Genomic DNA, 13,904 nt, shown 5'->3' on the forward strand with positions numbered 1-13,904 from the left:
CTCGGGATCATGGCCACAGACTCCGCAGGCACCGACAACGAGCGTGCGCTCGAAGACACCATCGTCACCGATCTCGCGGGGCGGATGACCTACGGTTCCTACCTCGAGCTCGACAAGCTGCTCGACGCCCAGCATCCGGTCAGCAGGCCAGAGCACCACGACGAGATGCTGTTCATCATTCAGCATCAGACCACCGAGCTCTGGCTGAAGCTGCTGCTGCACGAGGTATCTTCGGCGCGCACGCTGCTGGCGCACGACGACCTTCGAGAAGCGCTCAAGCGCGTAGCGCGCGTCAAGCAGATCCAGGCCGTGATGACCCAGCAGTGGTCGGTGCTGGCTACCCTCACCCCGACCGAGTACGCCCAGTTCCGCGGATCTCTGGGAAATTCGTCGGGCTTCCAGTCCGTGCAGTACCGGGCGGTGGAGTTCGCCCTGGGCAACAAGAACGCGCGGATGCTGCAGGTGTTCCGCGATCACCCGGAGAACCTCGCGCTGCTGGCGGCAGAGCTCGAGCGGCCGACCCTGTACGACGAGTTCCTGCGGTACGCCTCGCGCCGAGGCATCCCGATTCCGGCTGAGGTCCTCGAGCGCGACGTACGCGCGCCCTATCGCCCGCACGCCTCGCTCGTGCCGGCGATCCGCGAGATCTACGAGAACCCGCAGGAGCACTGGGACCTCTACGAGGCCTGCGAAGATCTGGTCGATCTCGAGGACAACTTCCAGTTCTGGCGTTTTCGGCACCTGAAGACAGTGACCCGCACCATCGGCATGAAGCAGGGCACCGGTGGCTCGAGCGGAGTGAGCTTCTTGCAGCGCGCGCTGGATCTGACGTTCTTCCCCGAGCTGTACACGGTGCGCACCGAGATCGGGGCGTGATGCAGCAGACAGCTCGGGGCTTCATCGTCGGAGGATTCACCGACCACCACGTGCACCTGCAGCTGGTCGATCACGCTCTGCTGGCGGATTCTGTGCTCGGGCGCGTGATCGACCTCGGCGGAAACCCGGCGGTGCTCGCTGATATGCAGGCCGGCGTCGAGATCGCCTACGCCGGCGCGTTTCTGACGCCGCCGGGCGGCTACCCCTCGATGCGCTCGTGGGCGCCGGAGGGGTCGGTACGCGAGATTCCCGATGCGGATGCCGCGGCCAGAGCCGTCGCCGAGATGAAGGAGTCAGGTGCGGTCTGCATCAAGGTCGCCAGCAACCGCATCGCAGGGTCGGTGTTCTCCGACGAGATGCTCCAGAGGATCATCGAGCTCGCCGCCCAGGAGAGCCTGCCCGTCATCGCCCATGCAGAGGGCCGAGGCGAAGCCCAGCGCGTCGCTGCTCTCGGCGTAGACCTGCTGGCGCACGCGCCGTTCAGCGAGCGACTCACCGATGACGAGATCTCGCTGCAGGCGGCATCCGTGCAGTGGATCTCGACGCTCGCCATCCACGCCGGCCCGACGTACGAGACCGCCGTCGACAACGTGCGCCGCTTCCATGCCGCCGGCGGCGGCACGGTGCTCTACGGCACAGACATGGGCAATGGCCCCACCTCCGTCGACCTGAGCGAGCGCGAGATCAGGGCGCTGCGCGAGGCCGGCATCGATGGCGACGCCCTCATCCGCACGCTGGCCCCTGTCGATGATGGCCGGCAGCTGTTCATCCCGGGAGATGTGCCCGACCCGCTCCTCGCCCGCCCGCTCACCCCCGCCGACCTGGAGGAATGACGTGTCAGACCTGCAAGCCCTCGCCCGCGACCTCGATGCCGCAGACCCGCTGCGCGCACACCTCGCTGCTTTCGTCGAGGCGCCCGGCGTCACCGCGTATCTCGATGGAAACTCTCTCGGCCGCCCGCTGCGCGCACTGCCCGAGCGGCTGGCCGACTTCGTGCAGAACGACTGGGGCACGCGCCTGATCCGGTCCTGGGACGAGCAGTGGATGGAGCTGCCGATCGAACTCGGCGACCGGATCGGCCGCATCGCACTCGGCGCCGTAGCGGGCCAGACCGTCGTCGCCGACTCCACGACCGTGCTGCTCTACAAGCTCATGCGGGCCGCGGTCGCAGCGCGCCCAGAGCGCACCGAGATCGTGATCGAAGAGGGCAACTTTCCCACCGACCGCTTCGTCACCGAGGGGGTCGCCGCCGAGCGCGGCCTGACGCTGCGCTGGATCAGCCCTGATCCCATCATCGGTGTGCAGATCGCCGATGTCGAGGCCGCCGTCACGGAGCAGACAGCGCTCGTCGTGCTCAGCCACGTCGATTACCGCTCCGGCGCTCTGGCCGATATGAAGGCGATCACGGATGCCGCGCATGCCGCAGGCGCCCTCATTCTCTGGGACCTCTGCCACTCGGTCGGCGTCATCCCGACCGAGCTCGACGCGTGCGGGGTCGACCTCGCCGTCGGCTGCACCTACAAATATCTGAACGGCGGGCCGGGCTCCCCCGCCTTCGCCTACGTCAACGCCCGCCACCACGGCGTGCTGCGCCAGCCCATTCAGGGCTGGATGGGCGCCGGAGACGTCTTCGCGATGGGAGACGCCTACGCGCCGGCCAGCGGCATCCGCCAGTTCATCAGCGGCACACCACCCGTGCTCGGGATGCTGGCGATGCAGGGCATGCTCGACCTGATCGAAGCGGCGACGATAGAAGCCGTGCGCGAGAAGTCGAAGACGCTGACCGATCTCGTCGTGCGCGCATTCGACGAGGAGCTCGCCCCGCGCGGGGTGCGTCTGCTGAGCTCGAGAGATGCCGCCGCGCGCGGCGGTCACGTCACGATCGGTCACCCCGACTTCGCCGAGGTCACGAAGTCGCTGTGGGCAGACGGCGTGATCCCGGACTTCCGCTTCCCCGACGGCATTCGCCTCGGGCTCTCACCGCTGAGCACCTCGCATGCGGAGGCGCTCAGCGGTGTGCTGGCGGTACGCGACGCGCTCGGCTGAGCGGTCAGCCGGCTGACCGCAGGTCAGCTGGCGACGGACCGGAGGAACGCCCGGACGTTCTCGCCCAGCCGCTCGATGCGCTGCTCCCGCGCGGCTTCACGATCGAAGCCCTCGTAGGCGAGAGGCGGGAGCCGGCGCACAGTGTGCGAACAGCCGAACTCCGCGCACGCCAGGGTGCCGATCGTGTCGCCGTTGCGCCCCGCCGCTCCGGCCTTGCGCGCGGAGAAGAACTGCACGTCGTTGCGGAGCGTCACGTCTTCGCACCATGAGCACTGCGCGCGGGCGAGCACGCGCTGCTCGGCACGCTGCAAGAGCACTCCGGTGAGAACACCGTCGACCTCGGTGACGACATAGGCGCGGCGGGCGAACTTCTGATCAGCCCAGCCGAGGTAGTCGAGCCGGTCGAAGTCGATCTCAGAGAACGCGGACGGCAGCGAAAGGGATGAAACCTCTTTACGGGAGGCGTTGATGAAGGATGCGCGAATCTCGCGCTCGTCGATGGGACGCATGATGAAGTGCTTTCTGAATTCGGTGAGGGGAGGACGATCTGCCGGTGACGGGAGTTCCGCCTCCGGCTGATGTTCAGCCTCTGCCGCCGGCGCCGGGAGCGCCTGCGACCACCTTCCGCGCGCGAGGCGCATTCATCGAAAACAGCACCCGCAGAGCTTACGCCCCTCTCGTACTGTTGTCACAGTCCTCAGGCGCCGAGCGTCGGGATCTCGTACCGATGCGGCGTTCCGAACCGGTGCGCGGAGACCGACACGGCCTGCTCGCGCAGGAACGTCAGCATCTCGATGCGTCCGGCCGAGAGGACAGGACCGGAATACACCGCGACCGCGGGTGACCCGTCGATAGCGGCGGCGAGGGCAGCGGTATCCCCACCGATGAGTCGAATGCGCCCGCCGGTCTCGGCGAGGCGCGCGGCGCGCGCTCCCCAGCCGGCGGCATCTTCGATCGCGACACCGATCGCGTGCGCCGAGAGCCATGACCTGACGGATGCCGGAAGCTCAGCGGCTGCGCTCACGCTCAGTCGTGCACCGGTGCGAACACCGGCCGCGATCACACGGACCGCCTCAGCGGGGGTGCCGTTCTCCACACGGATCGTCACGGGCACCGTGCCGTAGCGCAGTGCGTTCTGCTCGGTGAGGAGCGCTGTCGGGTCGCTGACCGCGCCGAACTCGTCTCGCCAGACAGCGACGTCGGTGGCAAGTGCTCCCTGCAGCCAGGTCGTGTCGCCTTCGAGGGCGGCGAGCGCACCGCGCGAGAGCTCGTCGTTCGGCGCAGCGGCGGCAACCGGCGCATCCGCCCAGTCCGACAGTCCGATGAGGTAGCTCGGGCCGCCGGCCTTCGTGCCCGCGCCAACGGCTGCCTTCTTCCAGCCGCCGAACGGCTGGCGCTGCACGATGGCGCCGGTGATGCCGCGATTGACATAGAGGTTTCCGGCCTGCACGTTCGCCAGCCACTGCGCGATCTCACCCTCGTCGAGGGAGTGCAGGCCCGACGTCAGACCGTAATCGATCGCGTTCACCATACTGACGGCCTCATCGAGGCTTTCGGCCGTCATGATGCCGAGCACAGGACCGAAGTACTCCGTGAGGTGGAACGGGCTCCCGGCTGCGACGTTCTCGCGGATGCCCGGGCGCCACAGCTTTCCGTCTTCGTCGAGCTTCTCGGGCTCGATGACCCACTGCTCGCCTGCGTCGAGCGTGGTGAGGGCGTGCAGCAGCTTTCCTTCGGCCGGGCCGATGAGCGGGCCGATCCGGCTCGAGCCGTCCCACGGCTGGCCGACCTGGTACGAGCCGACGGCGTCGATGAGCTGGCGGCGGAAGCGCTCGCTCTTCGCGACAGAGCCGACCAGGATCACCAGAGATGCCGCCGAGCACTTCTGGCCGGCGTGGCCGAAGGCCGAGTAGGCGACGTCGCGGGCGGCGAGATCGAGGTCGGCGTGCGGGGTGACGATGATGGCGTTCTTGCCGCTCGTCTCCGCAAGCAGCGGCAGATCAGGGCGGAAGCTGCGGAACAGCTCCGCTGTCTCGTACCCGCCCGTGAGGATGACGCGCTCCACTGCCGGGTCACTGATGAGCTTCTGGCCGAGATCCTTCGACTGGCTCAGGGACCGGTCGAATTGAACATACTGCAACACGTCTCGCGGCACACCGGCATCCCACAGCGCCTCGATCATCACGGCACCGGAGCGGCGCGCCTGACGGGCGGGCTTGATGATGACGGGAGATCCTGCGGCGAGCGCTGCGAGGGTCGATCCGGCGGGGATCGCGACCGGGAAGTTCCACGGCGGCGTGACCACGGTGAGCCCGACCGGCTTCGGCGTCGCGCCCTCGATCGCCTCAGCGCGCAGTGCGCTTTCGGCGTAGTAGTGGGCGAAGTCGATGGCCTCGCTGACCTCGGGGTCACCCTGTTCGAGCACCTTGCCGCACTCCGAGCCCATCACTTCGAGCAGCGCTCCGCGGCGGCTCTCGAGCAGCTCGCCTGCCTTGTGCAGGATCGCCGCGCGCCCTGCAGCTCCGAGTGCGCGCCAGGACTCCCCCGCTGCTGCAGCGCGCGTGATGACTTCGTCGAGCACCTGCGCGTCAGAGATGGTGTTCGCGCGCACGGTCTCGTTTCCGAGGTCGGATTCCTGCATGCGAGAGCGGATGCCGTCACCCCACGCGCGATTCGCCGCGAGGCTCGGATCGGTATCGGGAGTGTTCTCGAACCCTTCGACAGGCTCAGGGATCGAAGACGCAGGCTCAGGGATCGAAGACGCAGGCTCAGGGATCGGCACGACAGGCTCAGGGACCGAAGACGCAGAGCGGTCCTGCGTGCGGTTGGGCGCCGGAACATCGGCCGGCATCGAGGCGATGGACGCGAGGAAGCGGTCGCGCTCGCGCTCGAAGAGCGCAGGGTTGCTGTCAAGGTCGAAGACTGCCGACATGAAGTTCTCGGTCGATGCCCCCTCTTCCAGGCGACGGATCAGGTAGGCGATCGCGACGTCGAACTCGGCGGGGTGCACGACCGGTGTGTAGAGCAGAAGCGACCCGACGGTGCGGCGGATAACGGTCGCCTGCGCGGTCGCCATGCCTAGCAGCATCTCGAATTCGATGCCCTCGGTCGCCCCGCGCTGTTTCGCCAGCAGCCAGGCCAGTGCGATGTCGAAGAGGTTGTGCCCTGCGACGCCGATGCGCACGTTCTTCACGTGCTCCGGCCGCAGGGCGTAGTCGAGCACGGCCTTGTACGAGGCATCCGACGCCTCTTTGCTGTGCCAGGTGGCGAGCGGCCAGCCGTGGGTCTCGGCATCCACCCGTTCCATCGGCAGGTTCGCGCCCTTGACGACGCGCACCTTGATGTCGGCGCCGCCGGCGGCGACGCGGGCCGCCGACCACTCCTGCAGGCGGATCATCGCGCCGAGCGCATCGGGCAGGTACGCCTGCAGCACGATTCCGGCGGAGAGGCCTCGGAATTCATCACGGTCGAGGATGCTGGTGAACACCGCGATCGTGAGATCGAGGTCCTTGTACTCCTCCATGTCGAGGTTGATGAACTTCGGACCGGTCCCTGAGCCTGTCGAAGGGTCGCGCGCGATGCGGAACAGCGGCACGAGTGCGTCAGCGGCGTGCGCGACGGCCTCGTCGAAAGCCCATGGGGTGTGCGGGGCGACGGTCGATGACACCTTGATCGACACGTAGTCGACGTCGTCGCGCTCGAGAAGGCGGCGCGTGCCTTCGAGGCGCCTGGCGGCCTCGTCTTCGCCGAGGATCGCCTCGCCGAGCAGGTTGATGTTCAGATGCACGCCGTCAGCCGAGCGGATGCTGCGGATCGCCGCGCCGAGCTTGGCATCGGTCGCGTCGACGATGAGATGGCGCACCATGCTGCGCAGCACCTTGCGGCTGATCGGCACAACGATTCCAGGGAAGGCGGGTGCCAACGCTCCGCCGAGACGGATGAGACTGCGCAGGGCCAGCGGCAGGAACTTCGGCGTGAGCGGCACGAGGTCGTGCAGGTTGTGGGCAGCGACCCTGAGGTCGTCCGGCCTCACGACGCCGTCGACGAATCCCACGGTGAAGTCGAGACCGTTCGGGTCTCCCAGCACGCCGGCAAGACGGTGGGCCGCGGCATCCGTCGGCACCTCGCGGCTCTGCTCGAGCCACGAGCGCACGAGCGCTGTGGCGTCATCGGCGAGCGCCGTGAGCTCTGCGTGGCCGGTGGGGATCACTGCGGTCTGCGTCATGGGTCTTCCTCGCTTCAGGGCACGGCGGTGTACTCGTTCTGACTTCAGTGTGAACCAGCACTCTCATCGTGAAAAGCGAGGGTTTACGATAGATATCATTCGGTTTCATCGATGAGTTCTGAAGGGGTGCGATGTTCGAGCTGCGCCGCCTGCGATTGCTGCACGAGCTGGCCCTGCGCGGAACGATCGCCGATGTCGCCGCGGCCCTCTCGTACAGCCCCTCGACCGTCTCGCAGCAGCTCGCGCGCCTCGAGCAGGAGGCCGGAGTACCGCTCCTCGAGGCCGATGGCAGGCGGGTGCGTCTGACTGTCCAGGGGCGCGTGCTGGCTGACCATGCCGCACGCGCCCTCGAGCTCGACGAGTCGGCCCGGGCGGATCTCGCCTCGTCGCAGCGTGCGCACCGCCGCGTGCGCATCGCCGTGATGCCCACGGCAGCGGAAGCCCTCGTGCCGGCCGCCCTCACGCTGCTGGCCGAGCGCGCACCCGACCTTCGGCTCGAGATGGTCGAGATGGCTCCGGAAGCAGGGCTCTTCGAGCTGCAGGCGCGAGCTTTCGACCTGGTGGTGGCCGAGCAGTACGCAGGGCACACTCGTGAGCACCTCGAGGGAATCGATCACACGCTCCTCGGCACGGATGCCGTGCGGCTCGCTGTTCCGCCGGAGTCGACCGCATCCACCCTGGCCGATCTGAAGAATGCCGCCTGGGCCATGGAGCCGCAGGGTGCGGCCGTACGGCAGTGGGCGGTGCAGCAGTGCCGGGCGGCGGGGTTCGAACCAGATGTGCGCTTCGAGGCGACCGACCTCATCTCACACGCGCGGCTCGTTGCCGCCGGTCACGCGGCGGCAATGCTGCCGGACCTCATCTGGGACCTCTGATCGCGCGTCCGTGCGACTGCTCGACCTGCCCGGGTCGCCGGTGCGCGAGATCTTCGCCGCGACCAGGGCGTCCTCCCGCGACGATACGGCCATCGCCGACGTACTCAGTGCAATGCGCGATGCCCTCGTGGCGCACGAGCCACGCTGAGCGCTCGAGGCCACGTGTTGCGCTGTATTTCGCCGCGCATTGGCGGTGGGGCGCGCGCCACCTACCGTGGGGGAACAGCATCCGCCGACTTCAGGAGAACATCGTGTCCACCACGCACCGCACAGCATCGCCCCTCGAGGTGAGCGGACGTGCGGCCTGCATGTGCGACCACGGTGATGTCTGCTCCTCCTTCGCGCCCGGTCACGCCCTGCACCTGATCCAGGCGCGGCTGGCGTCGGCGACGCCGAGCGAGTGGGCCGATGCGATCGTCGAGCGAGCGGATGCTGCCACCGGCGAACTGCGCGTGCGCACGCTGGACGGCGAAGAATGGGCGCTGTGGAGCGCCCAGGGCGCTGCCCTCGAAGCAGCACCGGGAACACCGGTCGCGCTGCACCGGAAGTACCACGTACTCGCCGTCGGGCGCGTACGCTTCAACGTCGCCGTCTGAGAAGCGGGTCAGGCGGCCGCCGCCATCATCATGTTCTTCATGTCGACGCAGGCTTCCATGCACGCCTTGCACGACTGAGCGCACATCTTGCAGACCTCGCTGTGGTCAGCGTGCTCCATGCAGGCATCCATGCACAGCTGACACATGGCGATGCAAGCGTCGAGCATCGCCATCATCACCGCGGGCGTCATGCCCTGCATCCGCATCATCGCGCGCATCATGGTGTTGCACATGTCGGCGCAGTTCATGCACGCCGGTGCGCAGTCCATCATCTGCATCGAGCACACGGTGCAGGCCTGTTCGCACGCCGCGCACGCGTCCATGCACGCCTGCATGACGGCCATGTCCATCCGCATCTCCATGCCGGTCATGTCTTTCATATCCGCAGCCATCGCGCTCATCATCATCGAGTCCATCGTTCTTGCCCCGCTCTGCATCGTGGCCGAGCCGGTGAGCGACCCGCGCCGGATTCACGGGCAGATCGCCCGCTTGACGCCAGCGTAATCCCGAAGGCGCCCGGCGTCGATGGCCACCCCGGGCGTAGTCTCTTCACCGTGCCCGCATTCTCCGCCCTGCAGCGGCTCGTGATCACGATCGCGGTGCTCGCCTCGTTCGTGACGTTCCTCGACGGCACGGTCGTCACGGTCGCTCTGCCGGCCATCAGCGAAGAGCTCGGCGGCGGAATCACGACGCAGCAGTGGGTCGTCGACGCATATCTCATCACCCTCAGCGCCCTCATTCTGCTGGCGGGTTCCCTCTCTGACGCGTACGGCCGGGTGCGCATCATGCGGATCGGGCTGATCGCCTTCGGCCTCGCATCCATCGCCGTGGCCGCAGCACCCGAACCTCTGACGCTCATCCTCGCTCGCGCACTGCAGGGAGCGGCAGGCGCCCTGCTCGTGCCGAGTTCGCTCGCCCTCATCATGGCGACGATGCGCGGTGAGCTGCAGGCCCGTGCGATCGGGGTGTGGACCGCATTCACGACCGGGGCGCAGATCGCGGGCCCGCTGCTGGGCGGACTGTTCGTCGACCTGCTGTCCTGGCGCTTCGTGTTCGTGATCAACGTCATCCCGATCGGCATCACGCTGCTGCTGCTCGCCCGGCTGCAGCTGCCGGATCACCCTCGCGATCTGCGCGTGGACTGGTGGAGTGGCGCGCTGTGCGCGCTGGGCCTCGGAGCCGTCGTGTTCGCGCTCATCGAGCAGCCGAATCTCGGATGGGGATCGCCCGCGATCTGGATTCCGGCGACCGCGGGAATCGTGCTGTTCGTCTGGTTCCTGATTCGGCAGAAGCGCTCTCGCACGCCGCTCATGCCGCTGTCGCTGTTCGCCGCGCGCAACTTCGCGTGGGGCAACCTCGCCACCCTGTTCATCTACGCCGCGCTCTCGCTGAACGGCTTCATCATCGGGGTCTATCTGCAGGAGGGGGCGGGACTTCCTGCGACGGCCGCGGGGCTTGCGAGCCTCCCGATCACGATCCTGATGATCCTGCTCAGCTCTCAGGCCGGCGCATGGGCAGGAAAGCTCGGACCGCGGCTGTTCATGACCGTAGGCCCCCTGCTCATGGCTGCGGGGGCACTGCTGCTGCTCACCGTCTCCGATGACTTCAGCTACTGGGGGCAGGTGCTCCCATCGATGATTCTGCTCGGCCTCGGGCTCTCGCTCACGGTCGCGCCCCTCACCTCTGCAGTGCTCGGGGCGATCGACGAGAACCGCTCCGGAATCGCCTCCGCGGTCAACAACGCCATCTCTCGCGTTGCGGGCCTCATCGTCGTGGCGATGCTGTCGACCATCGTCGGCGGCACACTCGATCTCGACGGCTTCCACAGCGCAGCACTGGTGACAGCGGCGCTGATGGCAGCCGGCGGGATCGTCTCCTGGATCGGAATCCGCAAGCCCGCGGCATCCGTCACCCCGACCGGGTGATCAGCCGTTCAGCTGCCGAGCGATCCGAGAAGGTCCACGAAGTGGTCAAGATCTGCCGCCGACCAGTCGCGCAGCCGATCCGCGATGCGCGCTTCGTAGCGCGCACGCGCGATGGTCACCTTCTCCTGCGCGAGATCGGTCGCGACGAGCACTCGCGCGCGACGGTCCTGCGGGTCGGGGATGCTCTCGACGAGCCCCAGCTCTTCGAGCTGGCGGACGTGACGACTCACCGCTGACTTATCGGTCTGCAGCCGCTCGATGATGGCGCTGGCCGAGGTCGCCTTCCCCGTCGCGATCGAGGTCAGCACTTGATATCCGAGCGGCTGAAGATCCGGATGCACTGTCGCTGCCGCTTCACGCCAGCTCACGCGGATTCGAGCGAAGAGGCGACCGAGCTCCTGTTCGACCCTGGTGACTGCGGCATCCAGGCGCGGATCGTCGGACGTGGCACTCATATCCGTCATTTTACGGCGCAGCCCGCTCAGTTCTCGGCCAACAGCCGGAACACCTTGAACGCCCCCTGCATCTCTTCCGGGGTGAGCTCGGCGAGCGTGCTGCGCAGCTTCTCGGTGTGATCGTCGCGCAGCTCGGCAAGCGCGGTACACGCCTCAGAAGTCGGCGTCAGCACGCGCTGGCGCCCGTCGAGCTCGTCCGGGCGTGACTCCAGAAGACCGAGGTCTTCCAGCATCCGCACCTGCCGGCTGATGACCGACTTGTCCATCTCGAAACGCTCGGCGAGCTCGTGCGCATTCGCGCTTCCCACTCGGACGATGAACATCAGGAGCTTGTACCCAGCTGGCTGCAGCTGCGGGTCGATGCGTGCGGCGGCTTCTCTCCAGTGCGTCCGCGCGCGGGCGAAAAGCAGATTCAGATGTCCCTGGAGCTCGACGAGTGCGCTGTCGCTCTCCTCTGACACCCCGGGCTGCTCTGCCACGTCAACGGCCCTGCTGAGTCCGGATGGCACCGGTGTCGACGGTCGATCCCACTTCTGCCTCGGCGAACTCGATGATCGATTCCTCGGCCTGTTCGCGCAGCTGCTCGGCCGCGGTCTTGGTCGACAGCGGCTTGTTCTTGATGAACGCGATCGCGACGATCGCCAGCACCGCGAGCGGGATCGCGAGGATGAAGGCATCCGCGATGCCGTGGCCATAGGCCGATTCCACGATCACCCGGATTGCATCTGGCAGCTGCCCGACCTTCGGAACGTCGCCGGAGCCAAGCCCCTTCAGGGCCTCGATCTCTTCTGGAGTGGATGGGACGAATCCCGCCATCCCCTCTTTCGTGTACGACTTCACACTGGTCGAGAGGATCGTGCCCATGATGGTCACGCCGATCGTGCCGGCGATGGTGCGGAAGAAGTTGACGTTGGCGGATGCTGCGCCCAATTGCTGCGGCGGAGTGTCGTTCTGCACGATGAGGGTGAGGTTCTGCATCACCATGCCGAGGCCGGCACCGAGCACGAACATGTAGACCGCAACGAGGGGGAACGGGGTGTCGTAGCGCAGCGTCGCCATCAGGGTGACGCCGATGGTCGTCAGCCCTGAGCCGGTGATCATCCAGCCCTTCCACTTGCCGTAGCGGCTCACCAGCTGCCCGATGATGATCGAGGCGCCCATCTGGCCGATGATCATCGGAATCGTCATGATGCCGGATTCGGTCGGCGTGGCACCGCGGGCGAGCTGGAAGTACTGCGCGAGGAAGACAGACGTGGCGATCATCGCGACGCCGATGGCGATCGAGGCGAGAACCGACAGGGTGAACGTGCGGTTGCGGAAGAGCGACATCGGCACGATCGGCTCCTTCACGAAGAATTCCGTGGCGATGAACGCGAGCACCGCGACCGAGCCGATGACCGCGAGCGCGATGCTGGTGCTGGAGTCCCAGTCGAACTGGCTGCCGCCCATCGAGACCCAGATCAGCAGGGTCGAGACGCCGACGGCGAGCAGGACGATACCGAGGTAGTCGATCGAGACCTTCACGTTCTGCGGCTTGGGCAGGTGCAGAGTGACCTGAAGCAGCACGAGCGCGAGGATGGCGAACGGCACGCCGACGAAGAAGTTGGCCCGCCAGCCCCATGCGTCGGTGAGGAAACCGCCCAGAAGCGGTCCGCCGATCGTGGCGAGGGCCATGATGCCGCCGACGACGCCCATGTACTTTCCGCGCTCACGCGGCGAGATGATCAGCGCGACGGCGATCATCACGAGCGACATGAGGCCACCGACGCCGATACCCTGCACCACACGCAGCGCGATGAGCATGTTGGTGTCCATCGAGAATCCCGCGGCCACCGTGCCGACGGTGAAGATGATGAGAGCGACCTGGACGAGCACCTTGCGATCGACGAGGTCGGCGAGCTTGCCCCAGATCGGGGTGGTGACGGCCGTGGCCAGCAGGCTCGCAGTGATGACCCAGGTGTACTGAGCCTGCGTGCCGCCGAGGTCGGCGATGATGACCGGCAGTGAAGTGGAGACGACTGTTCCCGAGATCACCGCGACGAACATGCCGACGATGAGGCCGGAGATCGCGGTGAAGACCTCGCGCGGCGAACGGGCTGCCTCAGATGAGACGCGATTAGTGGATGTCAAAGTGAAGTGCTCCTGCAGATAAAGGTTGATCGACGTCAACAATACGACTTTAGTTGCGTAACCACAACTATTCCCTGAAGTCAACGACTATCCGGTGTGCGTGACGGGATGAGCGCCCGGGTGACAGCGCGGATGATTTTCGTCGACGATCGCGCCGCAGCACCTGCGCATTCGCGAAACTGAAGGCATACTTCTCGCCTATTCAGAAGGAATCTCTGAGATGAACACCGAAACCTCCGCCGCCGGCACTGTGACCAACGGCATCCGCACCGTGCTGGGTATCAGCGGCATCCTGGCGCTCATCGTCGGAATCCTCGTTCTCGTCTGGCCGGGGAAGACGGCCGTCGTCGTCGCGGCGATCATCGCGATCTATGCCATCGTCGTCGGGCTCGTGTACGGCAGCATGGGCATCTTCAGCAAGACGATGCGCACCTGGCCGAGAATCGGCCACATCGTCCTCGGACTGGTGTTCGTCATCGCAGGAATCATCGCGTTCATGAACCTGACGCTCGCGACCGGGCTCCTGGCCGTGCTCGTGAGCGTCCTCGTCGGCATCATGTGGATCGTCGAGGGCATCGTGGCTCTGTCGACGCTGGGCGGCGCCGGGTCGAAGGTCTGGGCGATCCTCTTCGCGGTCCTCAGCATCATCGCGGGAATCGTGCTGCTGTTCTCGCCGCTGTGGGGAGCGGCCGTGCTGTGGTGGCTGCTGGGGATCTCGCTCGTCGTCCTCGGAATCATCAACATCGTGCGCGCGTTCCGGGTCGGACGGCACTGAG

At 66.8% G+C, this 13,904-nt stretch carries 13 protein-coding genes; 7 read left to right on the plus strand and 6 right to left on the minus strand.

The window, feature by feature from the left end; all coding sequences use genetic code 11:
• The first annotated feature begins 9 nt into the window (after positions 1–9).
• Genes kynA through ACN0RC_RS03445 form a run of 3 tightly spaced genes read left to right on the plus strand, consistent with a single transcriptional unit; the run spans position 10 to position 2,922 of the window.
• Positions 10–876: a tryptophan 2,3-dioxygenase gene (gene kynA, locus ACN0RC_RS03435; protein WP_417508841.1), complete on the plus strand. Its 867-nt coding sequence runs from the start codon at positions 10–12 to the stop codon at positions 874–876.
• Positions 873–1,709, plus strand: coding sequence for a hydrolase (locus tag ACN0RC_RS03440; RefSeq protein WP_417508843.1), 837 nt, complete (start codon positions 873–875; stop codon positions 1,707–1,709). The genes kynA and ACN0RC_RS03440 overlap by 4 nt, the downstream gene beginning before the upstream one ends.
• The gene (locus ACN0RC_RS03445) at positions 1,654–2,922 is read left to right on the plus strand and encodes a kynureninase (RefSeq protein ID WP_417508844.1); all 1,269 of its coding nucleotides are present in this window, start codon (positions 1,654–1,656) and stop codon (positions 2,920–2,922) included. Before ACN0RC_RS03440 ends, ACN0RC_RS03445 begins: the two co-directional genes overlap by 56 nt.
• Before the next feature lie 23 nt (positions 2,923–2,945).
• Here the strand turns inward: ACN0RC_RS03445 and ACN0RC_RS03450 are convergent, their stop codons facing one another.
• Complete coding sequence (locus tag ACN0RC_RS03450) at positions 2,946–3,431, minus strand: FBP domain-containing protein (protein ID WP_417508846.1); 486 nt, start codon at positions 3,429–3,431, stop codon at positions 2,946–2,948.
• A 188-nt stretch (positions 3,432–3,619) separates the two neighbouring features.
• Positions 3,620–7,147, minus strand: coding sequence for a proline dehydrogenase family protein (locus tag ACN0RC_RS03455; protein ID WP_417508847.1), 3,528 nt, complete (start codon positions 7,145–7,147; stop codon positions 3,620–3,622).
• Positions 7,148–7,278: 131 nt separating this feature from the next.
• Here ACN0RC_RS03455 and ACN0RC_RS03460 point away from each other — a divergent pair, with 131 nt between their 5' ends.
• Together ACN0RC_RS03460 and ACN0RC_RS03465 are read left to right on the plus strand one after the other, a co-directional pair.
• Positions 7,279–8,022 (plus strand): LysR family transcriptional regulator, encoded by a 744-nt coding sequence (locus ACN0RC_RS03460; RefSeq protein WP_417508849.1) that lies wholly within the window; start codon positions 7,279–7,281, stop codon positions 8,020–8,022.
• Positions 8,023–8,273: 251 nt separating this feature from the next.
• Positions 8,274–8,618, plus strand: a complete 345-nt coding sequence (locus tag ACN0RC_RS03465; protein ID WP_417508851.1) for a hypothetical protein — start codon at positions 8,274–8,276, stop codon at positions 8,616–8,618.
• Between the two features lie 8 nt (positions 8,619–8,626).
• On the opposite strand, the gene ACN0RC_RS03470 is transcribed toward ACN0RC_RS03465, so the two are convergent.
• A complete protein-coding gene (locus ACN0RC_RS03470) occupies positions 8,627–9,025 on the minus strand; it encodes a hypothetical protein (RefSeq protein WP_417508853.1) in 399 nt (132 codons plus the stop codon).
• Between the two features lie 147 nt (positions 9,026–9,172).
• On the opposite strand from ACN0RC_RS03470, the gene ACN0RC_RS03475 reads away from it, so the two are divergent.
• Complete coding sequence (locus ACN0RC_RS03475; protein ID WP_417508855.1) at positions 9,173–10,543, plus strand: MFS transporter; 1,371 nt, start codon at positions 9,173–9,175, stop codon at positions 10,541–10,543.
• Positions 10,544–10,551: 8 nt separating this feature from the next.
• Here ACN0RC_RS03475 and ACN0RC_RS03480 read toward each other — a convergent pair whose 3' ends face one another.
• The 3 genes from ACN0RC_RS03480 to ACN0RC_RS03490 are packed head-to-tail and all read right to left on the minus strand — an operon-like array spanning position 10,552 to position 13,158.
• A complete protein-coding gene (locus ACN0RC_RS03480; RefSeq protein WP_417508857.1) occupies positions 10,552–10,998 on the minus strand; it encodes a MarR family winged helix-turn-helix transcriptional regulator in 447 nt (148 codons plus the stop codon).
• Between the two features lie 26 nt (positions 10,999–11,024).
• Positions 11,025–11,477 (minus strand): MarR family winged helix-turn-helix transcriptional regulator, encoded by a 453-nt coding sequence (locus ACN0RC_RS03485; protein WP_417508859.1) that lies wholly within the window; start codon positions 11,475–11,477, stop codon positions 11,025–11,027.
• 1 nt (position 11,478) lies between these two features.
• Positions 11,479–13,158, minus strand: coding sequence for an MDR family MFS transporter (locus ACN0RC_RS03490; protein ID WP_417509616.1), 1,680 nt, complete (start codon positions 13,156–13,158; stop codon positions 11,479–11,481).
• A 190-nt stretch (positions 13,159–13,348) separates the two neighbouring features.
• Between ACN0RC_RS03490 and ACN0RC_RS03495 the strand changes: the two genes are divergently transcribed.
• Positions 13,349–13,903, plus strand: a complete 555-nt coding sequence (locus tag ACN0RC_RS03495; RefSeq protein WP_417508861.1) for an HdeD family acid-resistance protein — start codon at positions 13,349–13,351, stop codon at positions 13,901–13,903.
• The last annotated feature ends 1 nt before the right edge of the window (position 13,904 follow it).

The organism is Microbacterium sp. (assembly GCF_048259935.1).
Taxonomy (GTDB): Bacteria; Actinomycetota; Actinomycetes; order Actinomycetales; family Microbacteriaceae; genus Microbacterium.